The sequence below is a fragment of the Brucella lupini genome (assembly GCF_002252535.1).
GTDB classification, from domain to species: Bacteria; Pseudomonadota; Alphaproteobacteria; order Rhizobiales; family Rhizobiaceae; genus Brucella; species Brucella anthropi.
Genome location: NZ_NNRN01000042.1, coordinates 66,573 through 84,587, shown reverse-complemented (window position 1 = coordinate 84,587; position 18,015 = coordinate 66,573). Strand labels below are relative to the sequence as shown.

The following is an 18,015-nucleotide window of genomic DNA, read 5'->3' as shown; positions in this document are numbered from 1 at the left end:
AGCAACCTGAATGCTTCTGCGAGCGCATGATGCGTCCGCTGGTTCAAACCAGTTTTTACAGGAGTAGTTGGATGAAGCGGTTTTCCACGACGATGGGCAGTCTCGCGATTTTGGCCGGGCTGGCGGTTGCCGGTCCTGCGATGGCACAGGAAAAGGCAGCGCCGTTGCAATGGCAATACTTCCAGGCGGATGAGAATGGCTTCAATCGTACGCCTGTCCTTCTGACCGGAGACAAGGAAGCGATCCTGCTCGATGGCGGCTTCACGCTTTCGGACGGCAAGGCGGTTGCCGAGAAGATCAAGGAAACGGGTAAGAAGCTGACCACGATCTATGTGAGCCAGAGCGATCCGGACTATTATTTCAGCCTTGGCCCGGTCAAGGCCGCTTTTCCCGATGCGCGTATCATCGCGGCCCCTGAAACGGTCGATGCGATCAAGGGTAATATCGAGGCGAAATTGAAGGTCTGGGGTCCGCAACTCAAGGACAATGGCCCGCAGAAACTGTCGGATGTCGTTATTCCCGAAGCTTCCGATGTGAAGGCGCTGGAGCTTGAGGGCAATGAGATTGAAATCGTTCCCGCCGAAGGCATGACGAACAGGCGTTATCTCTGGGTGCCTTCATTGAAGGCGGTGTTTGGCGGTGTTCTGACAACGGCAGGCGAGCATGTCTGGCTTGCCGATACGCCCGATCTTGCCCAGCGTGAGGCCTGGATCAGAAATCTCGATACGATTGCTGCACGCAATCCTGAAGTGGTTGTTCCGGCGCATATGAAGCCCGGTTCAGTGACGGATGTTTCGGCAATCAAGTTCACCCGCGATTATATCGCGGCCTTCGACGAGGAAGCGGCGAAAGCCAAGGATAGCGGCGAACTGATCGCAGCAATGAAGAAGCGTTATCCTGATCTTGGCGGTGAAAGCAGCCTGGAACTCGGTGCAAAGGTCATCAAGGGCGAGATGAAGTGGGAATAAGCTGGAGCATTTCCAGCAAAAGTGCGAAGCGGTTTTGCGTAGGATAATGCGTAAAAACAAAAAGATAGAGTATTTTCAACGATTAAATTTAAACTGGAAATGCTCTAGTCTCAAATTGACAGGCGGCTATAAAGGCGGTGTGGATTTCACGCCGCCTTTTCATTTGCAGGGGCCCGATCAAACCATGCGTCTCGTTTCGTTTTCTGCCAAAGGCTATCGCTCGCTGCGTTCCGTCCGGTTTGATCTCGGACAGGTGACGGTTTTCGTTGGCGAGAATGGTGCCGGAAAATCCAATCTCTATCGGGCGTTGCAACTGGTGAAGGCGGTGGCGGAGGGCAATCTCTCTACTGAAGTGGTGCGCGAAGGCGGGATGCAATCGGCCATGTGGAGCGGCAATCGCCGTAAGCACGAATCGGCGCGCATCATTCTGGAAGCGGACTTTGAAGACGAGCGGCTCGCCTCGCGTCTTTCCTATCGTGTCGAGGCAGGTCTGCCGCCGCCGGTTTCCGGTGCCTTTCCCTTCGAGCCGCAGATCAAGGAAGAACAGCTCAATCTCGATACCGGTCGTCGCCCCGTGGATCTGATGGATCGGCGCGGACCTGCGGTTTTCGCGCGGGACGGGGAAGGGCGGCGCATGGAGCACCCGGCGCGCCTGCTGACTTCGGAAAGCGGGTTGGCAGTGCTTGGGCAATCCGGCCATTATCCGGAGATAGGCGATCTTTCCGCGCAGATACGTGGCTGGCGCTTTTACCACGGTTTTCGAAGCGACCGTGATGCGCCGGTGCGTCAGCCGTCCATAGCCGCAACTGCCGCGATGCTGGACGAGGACGGTGGCAATCTTGCCTCCGTCTTTGCCACGCTTGCCCATATCCGGCAGGATACGGTCGACCTTGATCGTCTGGTTGCCGACGCGCTGGAGGGTGCCAAGCTGGTCGTTCCCTATCCGGAAGAAACGGCGACTTTCGGCCTGAATTTCCCGGCTTTCCCGCCGCGAACATTTCGCCCCGGAGAATTGTCCGATGGACAGATTCGCCTGCTGGCTCTGGCGGGTGCACTGCTTTCCTATCGCCTGCCGCCACTGATCGCGCTCAACGAGCCGGAGGCAAGCCTGCATCCCGATATGATCCCGTCACTTGCCCGCATGATCGCGCAGGCATCCGAACGCAGCCAGATATGGGTGGTGACTCATTCAGCCGCTCTTGCCAGTGCCATTGCGGAGCAATGCGGCGCAAGACCGATCCGGGTGAGCAAGCAGGACGGGGAAACGGTGCTGGAATAAAAAAGGCGAGCCGATGGCCCGCCTTTTCATGTCTCTGAAAATCGTCGATCAGGCGATCTTCTGACCGGTCTTCGCCCAATCGGCGAGGAAGGTTTCGAGGCCCTTGTCGGTCAGCGGATGCTTGACCAGTGCCTTGAGCGTTGCCGGAGGCGCGGTCACGACATCGGCGCCGATGAGGGCTGCTTCCTTGACATGATTGACGGTGCGAACCGAAGCGGCAAGAATTTCGGTGCGGTAATCGTAATTGTCGTAAATCGTGCGGATTTCGGCAATCAGCTCCATGCCGTTGATGCCGGTATCGTCGAGACGGCCAATGAACGGCGAAATGAAGGTCGCGCCGGCCTTGGCTGCCAGAAGCGCCTGATTGGCCGAGAAGCAGAGCGTCATGTTGACCTTGTGACCATCAGAAGACAGAGCCTTACAGGCTTTCAGTCCGTCGAGGGTTACAGGCAGCTTGATGCAGATATTGTCAGCGATCTTGGCGATGACGGCGGCTTCCTTCATCATCTGCTCATATTCGGTCGCGGCAACCTCGGCAGAAACCGGGCCCTTGACGATGTTGCAGATTTCCTTGGTCACTTCGATAATGTCACGACCCGACTTCAGGATGAGGGACGGGTTGGTGGTCACGCCATCGACCAGCCCAAGGTCGTTGAGCTCGCGGATTTCCTTGACGTCCGCAGTGTCCACGAAAAACTTCATAACAGCGTTCCTCCATAATGAGCGCGGGTGGATTTGAGGAATTTAAAACCATTTAATTCCCGGAAGGTGGCTTTTCTTTAGCGCAAAGCCGCGCCAAGGTCACGCGATCATGTCGAAAGATTCGCACGATATTGCAAACCCCATTTCTGGTCTGTTTCCGGAGCTCGCACCACGGGTCGTTCCCGTACTCGTGCCCATGCCCGCGGAGCGGCCTTATTCATATATGGTTCCGGAAGGGATGAACGTCCAGCCCGGATCGATCGTGCGCGTGCCGCTCGGACCTCGTGAGGTGGCGGGGATCGTCTGTGAGGGGGAAACCGACGCCGTTGACGCCAGAAAGTTGCGGGCGATTTCCGAAGTTTTCGACTGCCCGCCGGTGGGAGCCGACATGCTGCGCTTCATGCGCTGGGCAGCTGACTACACGCTTTCGCCGCCAGGCATGGTGGCGCGCATGGTCCTGCGTGTGCCAGCTGCATTTGATCCCGAACCATCGGTGCCGGGTCTTCGCTATTCCGGCGGTGAACCGGAGCGTATGACCGAAGCGAGGTCGCGGGTGATGGAGCTTGCCCGCGACGGGCTTGCATGGACCAGATCCGGCCTTGCCCATGCGGCGGGTGTCTCCATGACGGTCGTGGACGGGTTGAAGACGCAAGGTATTTTCGAGGAAGTCATGCTGCCGCCGCCAGCCGTGGTGGCAAAGCCCGATATCGACTATGCACGGGCCACGCTTTCGGAAGACCAGCAGGCGGCGGCTGAAATGCTGTCGGAAGCTGTCGAAGCCGATTGTTTTTCGGTTTCACTGCTCGATGGCGTGACCGGATCGGGCAAGACCGAGGTTTATTTCGAAGCCGTTGCCAAGGCGATCGAGCAAGGCAAGCAGGTGCTGATTCTCCTGCCTGAGATCGCGCTGACACAACAGTTTCTCGACCGGTTCCACGATCGTTTTGGGGCAAAGCCTGCCGAATGGCATTCCGACCTTGCACCCCGCACCCGGGAGCGCGTCTGGCGGCAGATTGCCGAGGGTACGGTGCGGGTGGTGGCAGGGGCGCGGTCGGCGCTCTTTCTGCCCTTCAAGGAACTGGGGCTGATCGTTGTCGATGAAGAACATGATCCGGCTTACAAACAAGAAGACCGGGTCTTCTACAATGCGCGCGACATGGCGGTGGTGCGCGGCCATATCAGCGGCTTTCCGGTGGTGCTGGCATCGGCCACGCCATCCATCGAGAGTCAGGTCAATGCGGAGCAGGGGCGTTACAAGCGAATCAAGCTTTATGGTCGCTATGCGGAAGCCGCACTGCCCGATCTGAAGACCATCGACATGCGGCGTTCTCCGCCACCGCCGGGCCGGTTTTTGTCGCCCGCACTGACCGAAGCTGTCGGCAGGACGGTGGAACGCGGAGAGCAGGCGCTTTTGTTCCTCAACCGGCGCGGTTACGCGCCTTTGACCTTGTGCCGGGTCTGCGGCCACCGCTTTCAATGTCCGCAATGTTCAAGCTGGCTCGTGGAACATCGTTTTCGCGGGCAGCTGATGTGTCATCAGTGCGGCTATCATGAGCCGGTGCCGGAGGCTTGTCCCGAATGCGGCACCCTGGATCATCTGGTCGCCTGCGGTCCGGGTGTGGAGCGCATCGCGGAAGAAGTCGCGGCAACGTTCAGCGAAGCGCGAATCATAGTTCTTTCGTCTGATATGGCAGGCGGCGTGAAGCGGCTGCGGCTGGAACTCGATGCTATCGCAAATGGCGAGGCGGATATCGTGATCGGTACGCAGCTTGTTGCCAAGGGGCATAACTTTCCCAACATGACATTGGTGGGTGTCGTGGATGCCGATCTGGGGCTTGCCAATGGCGATCCCCGCGCGGCTGAGCGTACCTTCCAGCTTCTCAATCAGGTGACTGGACGTGCCGGTCGAACCGGTCGCAAGAGCCTCGGACTGATCCAGACCTACCAGCCGGATCATCCGGTGATGCGGGCAATCGTCAGCAGCGATGCAGGCGCATTCTATGCCCGTGAAATTGAGGAGCGCGAACGCAGTACTTTGCCGCCTTTCGGGCGGCTCGCCGCGTTGATTATTTCCGCGGACAACCGGCCCGAAGCCGAAAATCATGCGCGTGCGCTTCGCCGTGCGGCACCCTCATCCCCGGAGATTTCCGTGCTCGGGCCCGCCGAGGCACCGCTTGCGCTCGTGCGGGGAAGACACCGTTTCCGCATTCTGGTGCACGGGACCAAACGCGCCGACATTCAAGGATTTATCCGCGTCTTGCTCGCCGCCGGGCCGAAGGAAAAAGGCTCGATAAGGGTGCAGGTGGATATCGATCCGCAAAGCTTCCTTTGACATGCCTTTGAGATGCAAAGGCGTGGAAGATAGCCGAAAATTCCGCTACAGATTTCCAGTTTGGTTTGATTGTGGGGAATATTCTATCTGATTATCTCTCCGCATGTCTTGATCCCAAAACCGGTTCCCACTTTTGGGAGACATGCTTATACGGCAAGAAACGACGAGGGTAATTGCGATGGAATTCTATCTTCCTGCCACGACCGGAGAATGGCTTGCCTGGGGCTCTGCCGCCATCACGGCGCTTGCTGGTCTTGTCATGCTTTTTGCGCCCGGCATAACGATGAAGCTGTTGCGGCTGCAGCCGATCAATGGCCGTCCCGAAGGTTACGGTTCCATCCGTGCGACGCTCGCCGGACCCTATCTCGGCGTGGGGATCGGATGCCTCGTTTTCGCGCAGCCATTCCTCTGGGTCGTATTGGGTTCCGTCTGGGGATTTGCGCTGTTCGGACGCTTCATTTCGATGATGTCGGATGCGGGTGGGCGCAAGGGCGGACCGAGCGGCGGACGCTTCTATGGCGGTCTCGCAGCGCTGGTGGAGTTCGTGCTTGCAGCAGGTCCGCTGCTCTACGCTTTCGGCTTCATTTCCTGATCGGAAAGAGCTCTGTTCTGCACTTCTGACGTGCAGGCTGCGCAGGGGAAGATAGCATCGCTGCGGTGGATGCGACTTTTTTGACCGCGAAAGGCGGCAAATCTTACACAAAAGTGCCGGATTCGCGTGTTGCGAGTCCTGTTCGTCTATGCTAGACGGCAATCACATTTCGGTGTTGACGTGCTCGCGCGTCAGTGGTTTTCCGGAAACATTCAATAAAATCATCCGCTTGGCGTCCTGAACAAGATTGGGTTCCAAAAGGATGGTTTCAACGTAGAGAGCAGGTTGTTCGTGGCTGAAACGTCTTCGCTCATTTCAGGTGTCGCACAGCGTTACGCCGGATCTCTTTTCGAGCTCGCACTCGACGCGAAATCCGTTGCGGCTGTGGAAAAAGATCTTGACCGTTTCGAGGCGCTTCTGAGCGGAAGCGAAGACCTCAAGCGACTGATTTCCAGTCCGGTATTTTCTTCGGAAGATCAGCTTCACGCCATCGGCGCTCTCGCCGACAAGGCGGGCATCAAGGGTCTGGTCGGAAATTTCCTGCGCGTTGTCGCGCGGAACCGTCGTCTCTTCGCCCTGCCGGGCATTATCGCCGCTTTCCGCAAGATTGCTGCCGAACATCGCGGTGAAGTCTCCGCCGATGTCATCTCCGCGCATGAACTGAGTGCTGCGCAGCAGAACGAATTGAAGGCAACGCTGAAGGGCGTGGCCGGCAAGGACGTGACGATCAATGTCACCGTCGATCCGTCGATCCTCGGCGGTCTTATCGTCAAGATGGGTTCGCGTCAGATCGACACGTCCCTTCGCACTAAACTTTCTTCTCTCAAGCTTGCACTGAAAGAGGTCGGCTGATGGACATCCGCGCCGCGGAAATTTCCGCTATCCTGAAAGAGCAAATCAAGAACTTCGGCAAGGAGGCTGAGGTCTCCGAAGTCGGTCAGGTTCTTTCCGTTGGCGACGGTATCGCCCGCGTCTATGGTCTGGACAATGTTCAGGCCGGTGAAATGGTCGAATTCCCTGGTGGCATTCGCGGCATGGCGCTGAACCTTGAAAGCGACAATGTCGGCGTCGTTATCTTCGGTGCCGATCGTGACATCAAGGAAGGCGACATCGTCAAGCGTACCGGCGCAATCGTTGACGTTCCGGTTGGTCCCGGCCTGCTGGGTCGCGTCGTCGACGCTCTCGGCAACCCGATCGACGGCAAGGGCCCAATCGTTGCTACCGAGCGTCGCCGCGTCGACGTGAAGGCACCGGGCATCATTCCGCGCAAGTCGGTTCATGAGCCAATGTCGACCGGCCTCAAGGCTGTTGACGCTCTGATCCCGGTTGGCCGCGGCCAGCGCGAGCTGGTCATCGGTGACCGTCAGACCGGCAAGACCGCTATCATTCTCGACACCTTCCTGAACCAGAAGCCGATCCACGACAACGGCCCGGACAGCGAAAAGCTTTATTGCGTTTACGTTGCTATCGGCCAGAAGCGTTCGACCGTCGCTCAGTTCGTCAAGGTTCTCGAAGAACGCGGCGCTCTGGAATATTCGATCGTTATTGCGGCTACCGCTTCCGATCCGGCTCCGATGCAGTATCTCGCTCCGTTTGCGGGCTGCGCCATGGGCGAATATTTCCGCGACAACTCGATGCACGCCCTGATCGGCTACGACGATCTGTCCAAGCAGGCTGTCGCTTACCGTCAGATGTCGCTTCTGCTCCGCCGTCCTCCGGGCCGCGAAGCTTATCCGGGCGACGTTTTCTATCTGCACTCCCGTCTTCTCGAACGCGCTGCAAAGCTCAACGACGAAAACGGCGCTGGCTCGCTGACGGCTCTGCCGGTCATCGAAACGCAGGGCAACGACGTTTCCGCCTTCATTCCGACCAACGTGATCTCGATCACCGACGGCCAGATCTTCCTCGAAACCAACCTGTTCTACCAGGGTATCCGTCCGGCTGTTAACGTCGGTCTGTCGGTTTCGCGCGTTGGTTCTTCGGCGCAGGTCAAGGCCATGAAGCAGGTCGCCGGTTCGATCAAGGGCGAGCTCGCCCAGTATCGTGAAATGGCCGCCTTCGCACAGTTCGGTTCGGATCTCGATGCCTCGACCCAGCGTTTGCTGAACCGCGGCGCACGTCTGACCGAGCTTCTCAAGCAGCCGCAGTTCTCGCCGCTCAAGACGGAAGAACAGGTTGCCGTGATTTTCGCCGGCGTGAATGGCTATCTCGACAAGATCGCCGTCAACCAGGTTGGCAAGTTCGAAGCAGGTCTTCTTTCTTCGCTGCGCACAGAGCACAAGGATGTGCTGGATGCGATCCGCGACGAAAAGGCGCTCACCGACAACATCAAAGCAAAGCTCAAGGCAGCGGTCGACGCGTTCGCCAAGTCTTTCGCTTGAATTTTGTGACGGGATGAACGGATGCCTTCACTAAAGGATCTGAGAAACCGTATCGCCTCGGTCAAGGCGACGCAGAAAATCACCAAGGCGATGCAGATGGTCGCCGCGGCGAAGCTGCGCCGTGCCCAGGAAGCCGCGGAAGCCGCAAGGCCTTATTCGCAGCGCATGGGTGCCGTTCTCGCAAATATCGCGCAGAACGTAACCGGCGAAGATGCGCCGGCTTTGATGGCCGGTACGGGCAAGGACGACGTGCATCTGCTCGTCGTCTGCACCGCAGAACGTGGCCTTTGCGGCGGTTTCAACTCGCAGATCGCGCGTCTGGCGCGCGATCATGCCCGCAAGCTCCTCGCTGAAGGCAAGACGGTCAAGATCATCACGGTCGGCAAGAAGGGCGCAGATATTCTGCGTCGCGAGTTTGCCTCTCTGATTATCGACCACGTCAATTTGCGCGAAGTCAAGCAGCTCGCTTTTGTGCATGCCGACCAGATCGGCCACAAAGTGATCGAGCTTTTTGAACAAGGCGAATTTGATGTCTGCACCCTGTTCTATTCCGAATTTAAATCGGTGATTGCACAGATTCCAACTGCACAGCAGATCATTCCGGCTTCGGCTGGCGATGTTGTGCAGGCGGAGACTGCAGGCGATGCGATCTATGAGTACGAACCTGATCCTGCGGCGATCCTGAGTACGCTGATCCCGCGCAACATTTCGGTCCAGATTTTCCGCGCTCTGCTGGAAAATGTGGCGGGCGAAATGGGTGCGAAGATGAGCGCGATGGACAATGCGACGCGTAACGCCGGTGACATGATCAACAAGTTGTCGATCACGTATAACCGTCAGCGTCAGGCTCAGATCACCAAGGAACTGATCGAAATCATTTCGGGCGCGGAAGCGCTCTAATCGGAAGGTAAAGGATCGATGGCAAAAGCAGCGACCCCGAAAACTACCGCCGCGGCCGAAGCGAAGCCAGCAGCGGCGAAAGCTCCAGCCAAAAAGGCTCCGGCGAAGACAGCCGCCGCTAAGTCCGATGCAGCTCCCAAGGCTGCAAAGACCGGCGCAGTCGGCAAGATCACTCAGGTCATCGGCGCTGTTGTCGACGTACAGTTCGAAGACGGTCAGCTTCCGCTGATCCTCAACGCTCTGGAAACCGACAATCTCGGCAGCCGTCTGGTTCTTGAAGTTGCGCAGCATCTGGGCGAGAACACCGTTCGCACCATCGCCATGGACTCGACCGAAGGTCTGGTTCGCGGTCACGAAGTGCGTGACACCGGCAACCCGATCATGGTTCCGGTTGGCGAAGAAACGCTCGGCCGCATCATGAACGTTATTGGTGAGCCGGTTGACGAAGCTGGTCCGATCAAGACCACTGCCCGTCGCGCGATCCACCAGGAAGCTCCAGAGTATATCGAACAGTCGACCGAAGCTGAAATCCTCGTAACGGGCATCAAGGTCGTTGACCTTCTCGCTCCTTATGCAAAGGGCGGCAAGATTGGTCTGTTCGGCGGCGCAGGCGTCGGCAAGACCGTTCTCATCATGGAACTGATCAACAACGTCGCCAAGGCGCACGGCGGTTACTCGGTATTCGCAGGCGTTGGTGAACGTACCCGTGAAGGTAACGACCTTTACCACGAAATGATCGAATCGGGCGTTAACAAGCTCGGTGGCGGTGAAGGCTCGAAGGCCGCGCTCGTTTACGGTCAGATGAACGAGCCTCCGGGTGCGCGCGCTCGTGTTGCTCTGTCGGGTCTGACGGTTGCTGAAAACTTCCGTGACAAGGGTCAGGACGTTCTGTTCTTCGTGGACAACATCTTCCGCTTTACGCAAGCTGGTTCGGAACTTTCAGCTCTTCTCGGCCGTATTCCTTCCGCTGTGGGTTATCAGCCGACGCTGGCAACCGACATGGGCGCGATGCAGGAACGCATCACCACGACGACCAAGGGTTCGATTACTTCGGTTCAGGCAATTTACGTTCCTGCCGACGACTTGACCGACCCTGCACCGGCAACGTCGTTCGCTCACTTGGACGCGACCACGACGCTGAACCGTTCGATCGCTGAAAAGGGTATTTACCCGGCTGTGGATCCTCTTGAATCCACGTCGCGTATGCTCGATCCGATGATCGTTGGTGAAGAACACTACGCCGTTGCCCGTCAGGTTCAGTCGATCCTTCAGCGCTACAAGTCGCTTCAGGACATCATCGCCATCCTTGGCATGGACGAACTGTCGGAAGACGACAAGCTGACCGTTGCGCGCGCTCGTAAGATCGAACGCTTCCTGTCTCAGCCGTTCTTCGTTGCTGAAGTCTTCACCGGTTCGCCAGGCAAGCTGGTTGACCTCGCCGACACCATCAAGGGCTTCAAGGGCCTTTGCGCAGGTGAATACGATCATCTTCCAGAACCGGCTTTCTACATGGTCGGATCGATTGAAGAGGCGATCGAAAAGGCGAAGAAGCTGGCAGCTGAAGCTGCTTGATGAATTGAATTTCCCGGTGGGTCGCAAGGCCCGCCGTGAAAGCCAATCATTTTGTTTAAGCATGTTCTGAAAGTCGGTTTTTTCGGGATTGTGCTTTTGAATTCAAGTGAGAACCATGGCTCAAGCTTTCCAATTCGAACTCGTGTCGCCTGAACGGCTCCTGCTTTCCGCGCAGGTGACGGAAGTCGTCATTCCGGGTAGCGAAGGCTATCTGACGGCTCTCGCCGGTCATTCGCCTCTGATGACGACGATCATGCCGGGTGTCGTTTCGGTGAAGCTTGCCGACGGCAAGTCCGACTCCTACGTGGTCTTCGGCGGTTTCGCCGATATCACCCCGCAGGGTTGCACCGTTCTGGCCGAATCGGCGACCCATGTGGACGATATCGACCCGGCAGATATTCAGCGCCGCATTGAACATGCCCGCAAGGCTCTGGACGATGCTTCGTCGAACGAACACCGCACCAAGGCGGAAATCTTCCTGCACCAGCTGATGACGCTGCAGGGAACGATCATGCCAGCCTGATCGGCAGCATTCTATCGTTTTTCGGGAAAGCGGGCTTTTGCCCGCTTTTTCTTTTTCAGATCATCTGCTCTCCAGTGAATTTGTTCGCAGAACTGTCATATTGCCGCTAAATCCCATCACGCTTGCGTGAGTTCAGGAAGTTCGCTTGAAAATAGTTCGCCAGCGATTTATCCAAATCCGTAATCATTAGTTTACTAATATATGAGGCGGTTGGCATGGATACGGCAGATCTTAAAGCTGAAATGATTGATGCCATGGCGAAGGTTAATCGCAGGCTCCGCACTGTTTTCGACGCGCGTGTAAAGGAACGGGGCCTGACCCTGGCGCGGGCGCGCACCCTGCTTGCCTTGATGGAACAGGAAGGCCTCTACCAGAAAGAACTGGCAGAAGCGCTGGAAATTGAGAATGCGACTATGGTCCGCCTGCTCGACGGTCTGGAGCGCCAGTCATTCATCGAACGGCAAACCGTTCAGGGTGACCGCCGCGCCAAGCGCGTGGTGATGACGGCGGAAGGCAAGATTCTGGCTGAACAGGTCGTGAAGCTCGCCGGTGATGTCCGCGAGGATTTGCTGGAAGGTGTAAGCGATGAGGAGTTGAGCATCGCGCTCAACGTGCTTCGCAAAATGTCAGAATCGATGAACAAGACCCACTGATCGGGTTGTTTTGCCGTAAGTTTTCATCAGTGTCAGCTACGTCGTTACAACCTGATACGATAACCGTGATGACAATTTCGGCGCATCTGTTCAATTCGTAGCAATTGACGTTTGGCTACGTTCCAGTGAGCCGGTCACCTAGTGCATGTCTCCCCAAAGTAAGAACCGGTTTGGGAGACATGCGCAAGAACAAAGAGATAGAGTATTTCCAACGATTCAAATGAAACAGGAAATGCTCCGGCAATCACGATCTTGCGAGGACATGTCGTCCTTGTCGCAGATCAAAGATCGCAAGGTCGGTGAGGTCTTGAATACCTGAGTAACACCATTGCTCAGGAGTTCTCATGATACGCCTTTCCAGACCCTCGTACACAGCCGTGGCACTCGCATTTCTGGCGGTGACCGGGACATCAGCCCTCGCATCTGGTTCGCACGAGCATCCGGCGGAAAACGGCAGTGTCAAAGCTCCACTCAACATTGTCCGTCCGGCGAATGACCTGGCATCGCCAATTACAAGAAGCGAGCCAGCGACCATCAAGGTAAAGCTCGATACCGTCGAGGTGACGGGACAGCTCGCAGACGGCGCAGCCTACCACTATTGGACGTTCAACAAGAAGGTCCCCGGCCCGTTCGTGCGCGCCCGAGTAGGTGACACGATCCTGGTGGAGCTCTCCAACAAGGCCGACAGCAGCGAACGTCACAGCGTAGACTTCCATGCTGTGACCGGACCAGGCGGCGGAGCGGCGGCGACCGATGCCGCACCAGGCGAAACCAAGGCCTTCTCGTTCAAGGCGCTGAAACCGGGGCTGTACGTCTATCACTGTGCTGTGCCAATGGCCGCACATCACATCGCCAACGGTATGTATGGCCTGATCCTCGTCGAGCCGGCAGACGATCTGCCGCCCGTTGACCGGGAGTTCTATGTAATGCAGGGCGAGCTCTACACGTCGCAGCCATACGGATCCAAGGGGAAGCTGACCGAGAGCGTCGAACGCCTGCTCAAGGAGGACCCGGAGTACTATGTCTTTAACGGGGCTGCCAATGCACTCACAGGCGACAATGCCCTGACGGCGAAGGTCGGCGAAACCGTACGCATCTACTTCGGTGTCGGCGGACCCAACAAGACGTCGAGCTTTCATGTGATCGGAGAAATCTTCGACAAGGTTTATCAGCTGGGCTCCTTGACGACGGAGCCGCTATCCGATGTCCAGACAATTACGGTCCCACCGGGAGGCGCGGCGGCGGTCGACATCAAGCTGGAAGTTCCCGGCGAATACACTCTGGTGGATCACGCGCTGTCGCGAGCGGCACGCGGATTGGTCGGAACGCTTGTCGTGAGCGGCGAGAACCGTGCCGAACTTTTCCAAAGTGCCATGCCTGTCACGACCGAAGTGGAGCAGGGCGAACACAAGGCTCATTGATTGGGATTGGTTCTTGTGGGATGGACGCCCTTCCGACGGCCTTAGAGCGCATCCCGAAAAGTGTGAAACGGTTTTCGGAAAAGATGCGCGTAAAAACAAATGATTAGAGCGCCGATCTGATTCAATCAGATCGAAACGCGCTCTAATGTGGCAGAATGGATTTGTTGAGCACCATTGAGGAGAGGGCGTCCATCCCTACAAAGCCATATTGGTCGGACGCCGGGTGTCAGGGTGCAAGAGTGCGCAGATAGGCCATCAGTTCACTGGCCGTGTCGCTGGCCCGTTCCGGCTGACGGGAGACGATCGCCTCGATCAGTGTCGCATGGGCATTGGCAGAACCGGCTATGCCGGTCGAGGGGCGAAGGCGGAACCAGAAGCGGCGGCTGTGGGTTTGCAGGGGGGCTGCAATACGCGCGGCATAGGGATTGCTCGCCGCCGCGCCCAGAACAATATCGAATGCCTTGTCGGCATCGAGAAACAGGGCCACATCCTCGTTGGGGATGGCCTGCCGCATGGCGGCTGCAGCGGCTTCAAGCCGTTCATAATCGCGAGGGCTGCCAAAGCGTGCGGCATCGCGCGCCAGAACGCGCTCGACACCTTCGCGGGCATCCAGCACCTTGATGAAATCCGTCGGATCGATGGCCGCGATGGCAATGCCCGAGCGCGGACGCACTTCCACGAGACCTTCCCAGGCGAGCCTCTGAATGGCTTCGCGCATCGGCGTGCGGCCCATACCGGTCAGCTCGATCAGCGTGCGCTCGTTGACAACGGTGCCCGGTTCGAGTTCCAGTGTGACGATGGAGCGCTCCAGAATGCGATAGGCTTGCTCGGCGAGGCTTTCGCTACCCCAGCTGTCCATGGTCGCCAACGGCATGTTTGCCGGGCTCCGCGTCAACCTGTCTCGAACGTTTGCTTCTTCCATGCCTGTCCATGCCCTGTGGTTACGACGATTGACATAGTGCAATCTTACAGATATATCTCTGATATATCAATATGAGGTGATTTGAGTTTGTCGATCCCTAACTTTGCCTTTGTGGCTTTTTCAAGCGATGGCGAACTTTCAGCACAGTGTCATTCCAAAAAATCGATGGACAGAGCCGAAAGGCTGGCATTGAACATACTGAACGCCAATTGCTCGAAGCGTCGACATTGTCCGGTTCTTTGGCAAGGCTATAGGCAAAAATGAATCCGGTGGGGAGCCGCACAAGATGAAATCTGATCCGCAGGGTCAGCAGGATATTCTCATTATCGGTGGCGGTATTGTCGGGGTTGCCACTGCCGCCCTGCTTGCCGAGGCTGGACGCGAGGTTTTGGTCGTCGACAGAACCGGTATTTGCGAAGAGACCAGTTCTGGCAATGCTGCGGCGCTCGCTTTTTCGGACATTCTTCCGCTGGCCTCCAAGGGAGTCATGCGCAAGGTGCCAGGCTGGCTGATGGACCCGCTTGGTCCGTTTACGATCCGTCCTTCCTATTTTCCCAAAATGGTGCCGTGGCTCTACCGCTTCTGGCGCGCAAGCAGCGCGGATGCATTGGCGAAAACTGCAATTGCGCAGGCTGACATCATGCGTCTTGCCGGCAGCGAGATGATGGCGTTGATCGACAGGGCAGGGCTGCGCGGAAGATTGCGCGAGAATGGCAATCTGGAGCTTTATGAAAGCGAAGCCGAACTCGCTGCCTCACAGCCGGGCTGGGATGTTCGCGAACAAGCCGGAATTGCCTATGAACATGTGCGCGGTGACCGGCTTGCCGAACTGCAGCCCGGCCTGAACCCGCGTTTCGTTGCCGGAACTTTCGTTCCCGGCTGGAAGAATGTCAGCGATCCGAAACTGTTCGGCAAGGCGATCTGGGCTTATGCCCAGAGCAAGGGTGCGCGCTTCCTTCAGGCCAAGGTCACGAATGCAAAGCCGGGCCATGGCGGGGCGAGCGTTCATCTTGAGGATGGAACGAAAATCAAGACGACGCATCTTGTCCTTATGGCGGGCGCATGGTCTCGCGATCTTGCCAAGGGTTTTGGTGATGCGGTGCCGCTCGATACGGAACGCGGCTACAACACGACGCTGCCAGTGGGCAGTTTCGATGTGAAACGGCAATTGACCTTTCCTGGCCATGGCTTTGTCATCACGCCGATGGAAACCGGCCTGCGTGTCGGTGGTGCGGTGGAATTCGGCGGGCTCGACCTGCCACCAAATTTCGCGCGATCTGAAGCCATGCTTAAGAAGGCTTCCATGTTTCTGCCGGGCTTTCGGACAGAGGGCGGGCGACAGTGGATGGGCTATCGGCCATCCATGCCGGATTCCGTACCGGTCATCGGCCGGGCCTCGGCAGGTGGCAACATCTATTACGGCTTCGGCCATGGCCATCTCGGCCTCACGCAATCGGCGGCAACCGGGCGGCTTATCCGTGATCTCATCACGGGGGCTGCGCCTGCAATCGATATCGAACCTTTCAAGCCACAACGTTTTCGGAACTGACCATCATGGCAAGACATTCCTTCTTCTGCGTCGACGGACATACATGCGGCAACCCCGTGCGTCTCGTGGCTGGCGGCGGGCCGAACCTCGAAGGTTCGACCATGATGGAAAAGCGCGCGCATTTTTTGCGCGAGTATGACTGGATCCGTACTGGTCTTATGTTCGAGCCGCGCGGCCATGACATGATGTCCGGCTCCATTCTCTACCCGCCGACACGTCCTGATTGCGATGTTGCGGTGCTTTTTATTGAAACCTCGGGGTGTCTGCCGATGTGCGGTCACGGCACCATCGGAACCGTGACGATGGCGATAGAGCAGGGGCTGGTGACGCCGAAGACACCGGGCAAGCTCAATCTGGATACGCCTGCCGGTCTGGTGGCGATCGAGTATGAGCAGAACGGCCAGTATGTCGAGCGCGTTCGTCTCACCAATGTTCCGGCTTTCCTTTATGCTGAAGGACTTGAGGTCGAATGCCCGGACCTTGGCAACCTCAAGGTCGATGTGGCTTATGGCGGCAATTTCTACGCTATCGTCGAGCCGCAAGAAAATTACACCGATATGGAAGATTATTCTGCGCTGCAGCTGATTGCCTGGAGTCCGATACTGCGTGAGCGGTTAAATGAGAAGTACAAATTCCAGCATCTGCTGCTGCCGGATATCAACCGTCTGAGCCATATTCTGTGGACTGGGAAGCCGAAACATCCGGAAGCGCATGCCCGCAATGCCGTCTTCTACGGCGACAAGGCAATCGACCGTTCGCCATGCGGAACCGGTACGTCTGCTCGCATGGCGCAACTGGCTGCCAAGGGCAAATTGAAGCCCGGCGACGAGTTTGTGCATGAATCCATCATCGGGTCGCTTTTCCATGGCCGTGTGGAACGTGCTACCGAAGTTTTGGGCCAGGACCGCACATTGCCGGCGATTATTCCTTCAATTGCGGGCTGGGCACGCATGACGGGATATAATACGATCTTCATCGACGACCGTGATCCCTTTGCACATGGGTTTACGGTCGCGTAAAGTGGGTACGGTCGGTAATTTTAATGCTGGCCCCCAATTTTTTGGCTTTTCGGCCATGTAGAAAGTATGGAATAAGGCGTCCTGGGTAGGAGAAAAAAACATATACAGGACGTTTAGTAGGGGACATAACTAGTTTGTGGAGGGATGATGCCCTTAGTCTTTTGTCTGAGGCAAAAGGGGGTTGCATTCCTCTATACAGCCGTTAGGTGTAAAGAGCCGGGAATAAAATGAAGGCGCACGAAATAAAGATGCGTCAATAAAATCCCGGGCGGTAAAATGGGTGGCTTCTCGATGGAATATTTCTTCCAGCAGGTGATCAACGGGCTCGCGCTCGGCTCGATCTATGGCCTGATCGCCATCGGCTACACGATGGTCTATGGCATTATCGGCATGATCAACTTTGCTCATGGCGATGTCTTCATGCTCGGCGCCTTCATGGCGCTGATTGTTTTTCTCATGATCACAACCTTCATTGGAGCATTGCCGATTGCGCTGATGCTTCTTCTGATGATGATCGTCGCCATGTTGCTGACGGGTTTGTGGAGCTGGACGATCGAGCGCGTGGCCTACCGGCCGCTGCGTGGTTCGTTTCGCCTCGCACCGTTGATCACGGCTATCGGCATGTCGATTGCCTTGTCCAACTTCGTACAGGTAACGCAGGGTCCGCGTAACAAGCCGGTGCCTCAGCTGCTGAACGGTTCCTACAATATCATGGGAACCAACGTGACGATCTCGCTGAAGCAGATTGTGGTCATTGTGGTGACAGCCGTGCTGCTGACGATCTTCTGGTATATCGTCAATCGCACCTCGCTTGGTCGCGCGCAGCGTGCCTGTGAGCAGGATCGCAAAATGGCAGCGCTTCTCGGCATTAATGTCGATCGGGTCATTTCGCTCACCTTCGTGATGGGTGCGATGCTCGCGGCGGTGGCTGGTACGCTCTACCTTTCCTTCTATGGCGTGATTTCCTTTGCCGACGGGTTCATCCCCGGCGTGAAGGCGTTCACGGCGGCAGTTCTGGGCGGTATCGGATCGCTTCCGGGTGCTGTGGTCGGTGGCTTGCTCATCGGTCTCATCGAGGCATTGTGGTCGGCGTATTTCTCGATCGACTACAAGGACGTTGCCGCGTTTTCGATCCTCGCCATCGTGCTAATCTTCATGCCGTCCGGCATTCTTGGCCGTCCTGAAGTCGAAAAGGTTTAATC

The 18,015-nt window shown here is 57.2% G+C and carries 16 protein-coding genes; 14 read left to right on the top strand and 2 right to left on the bottom strand.

The annotated features are described in order from the left end of the window. Positions 1-71 precede the first annotated feature (71 nt). Together CES86_RS09255 and CES86_RS09245 are read left to right on the top strand one after the other, a co-directional pair. The gene (locus CES86_RS09255; protein ID WP_094514228.1) at positions 72-968 is read left to right on the top strand and encodes an MBL fold metallo-hydrolase; all 897 of its coding nucleotides are present in this window, start codon (positions 72-74) and stop codon (positions 966-968) included. Positions 969-1,152: 184 nt separating this feature from the next. Then, on the top strand, positions 1,153-2,247 hold the full coding sequence (locus CES86_RS09245; RefSeq protein ID WP_094514227.1) for an AAA family ATPase: 1,095 nt from the start codon (positions 1,153-1,155) through the stop codon (positions 2,245-2,247). 48 nt (positions 2,248-2,295) lie between these two features. Here the strand turns inward: CES86_RS09245 and fsa are convergent, their stop codons facing one another. Next, a complete protein-coding gene (fsa, locus tag CES86_RS09240; protein ID WP_010661472.1) occupies positions 2,296-2,949 on the bottom strand; it encodes a fructose-6-phosphate aldolase in 654 nt (217 codons plus the stop codon). A gap of 109 nt (positions 2,950-3,058) precedes the next feature. Here fsa and CES86_RS09235 point away from each other — a divergent pair, with 109 nt between their 5' ends. From CES86_RS09235 to nirK, 9 genes are all read left to right on the top strand, one after another. Further along, positions 3,059-5,281 (top strand): primosomal protein N', encoded by a 2,223-nt coding sequence (locus tag CES86_RS09235; RefSeq protein ID WP_094514225.1) that lies wholly within the window; start codon positions 3,059-3,061, stop codon positions 5,279-5,281. 178 nt (positions 5,282-5,459) lie between these two features. Further along, positions 5,460-5,873 carry an AGROH133_08824 family phage infection protein gene (locus CES86_RS09230; protein WP_094514223.1) on the top strand — a complete coding sequence of 138 codons (414 nt, stop codon included), beginning with the start codon at positions 5,460-5,462 and terminating at the stop codon, positions 5,871-5,873. Between the two features lie 291 nt (positions 5,874-6,164). Further along, positions 6,165-6,725, top strand: coding sequence for a F0F1 ATP synthase subunit delta (locus tag CES86_RS09225; RefSeq protein WP_012091258.1), 561 nt, complete (start codon positions 6,165-6,167; stop codon positions 6,723-6,725). Beyond that, entirely contained in the window at positions 6,725-8,254 is a 1,530-nt protein-coding gene (gene atpA, locus CES86_RS09220; protein ID WP_012091259.1) for a F0F1 ATP synthase subunit alpha, read from the top strand. Before CES86_RS09225 ends, atpA begins: the two co-directional genes overlap by 1 nt. 21 nt (positions 8,255-8,275) lie before the next feature. Next, positions 8,276-9,154: a F0F1 ATP synthase subunit gamma gene (locus tag CES86_RS09215; protein WP_094514222.1), complete on the top strand. Its 879-nt coding sequence runs from the start codon at positions 8,276-8,278 to the stop codon at positions 9,152-9,154. Positions 9,155-9,172: 18 nt separating this feature from the next. Further along, entirely contained in the window at positions 9,173-10,726 is a 1,554-nt protein-coding gene (atpD, locus tag CES86_RS09210; RefSeq protein ID WP_012091261.1) for a F0F1 ATP synthase subunit beta, read from the top strand. A 115-nt stretch (positions 10,727-10,841) separates the two neighbouring features. Continuing rightward, positions 10,842-11,249 carry a F0F1 ATP synthase subunit epsilon gene (locus CES86_RS09205; RefSeq protein WP_010661464.1) on the top strand — a complete coding sequence of 136 codons (408 nt, stop codon included), beginning with the start codon at positions 10,842-10,844 and terminating at the stop codon, positions 11,247-11,249. 215 nt (positions 11,250-11,464) lie between these two features. Then, positions 11,465-11,902, top strand: a complete 438-nt coding sequence (locus tag CES86_RS09200; RefSeq protein ID WP_010661463.1) for a MarR family winged helix-turn-helix transcriptional regulator — start codon at positions 11,465-11,467, stop codon at positions 11,900-11,902. Positions 11,903-12,246: 344 nt separating this feature from the next. After that, positions 12,247-13,323 (top strand): copper-containing nitrite reductase, encoded by a 1,077-nt coding sequence (gene nirK / locus CES86_RS09195; RefSeq protein ID WP_040129083.1) that lies wholly within the window; start codon positions 12,247-12,249, stop codon positions 13,321-13,323. A 226-nt stretch (positions 13,324-13,549) separates the two neighbouring features. On the opposite strand, the gene CES86_RS09190 is transcribed toward nirK, so the two are convergent. Then, positions 13,550-14,245: a GntR family transcriptional regulator gene (locus CES86_RS09190; protein ID WP_010661461.1), complete on the bottom strand. Its 696-nt coding sequence runs from the start codon at positions 14,243-14,245 to the stop codon at positions 13,550-13,552. Positions 14,246-14,531: 286 nt separating this feature from the next. Here CES86_RS09190 and CES86_RS09185 point away from each other — a divergent pair, with 286 nt between their 5' ends. From CES86_RS09185 to CES86_RS09175, 3 genes are all read left to right on the top strand, one after another. Continuing rightward, entirely contained in the window at positions 14,532-15,794 is a 1,263-nt protein-coding gene (locus CES86_RS09185) for an NAD(P)/FAD-dependent oxidoreductase (protein ID WP_094514221.1), read from the top strand. Between the two features lie 5 nt (positions 15,795-15,799). Continuing rightward, on the top strand, positions 15,800-16,813 hold the full coding sequence (locus CES86_RS09180; protein WP_094514220.1) for a 4-hydroxyproline epimerase: 1,014 nt from the start codon (positions 15,800-15,802) through the stop codon (positions 16,811-16,813). Positions 16,814-17,104: 291 nt separating this feature from the next. After that, complete coding sequence (locus CES86_RS09175; RefSeq protein ID WP_010661458.1) at positions 17,105-18,013, top strand: branched-chain amino acid ABC transporter permease; 909 nt, start codon at positions 17,105-17,107, stop codon at positions 18,011-18,013. Positions 18,014-18,015 lie beyond the last annotated feature (2 nt).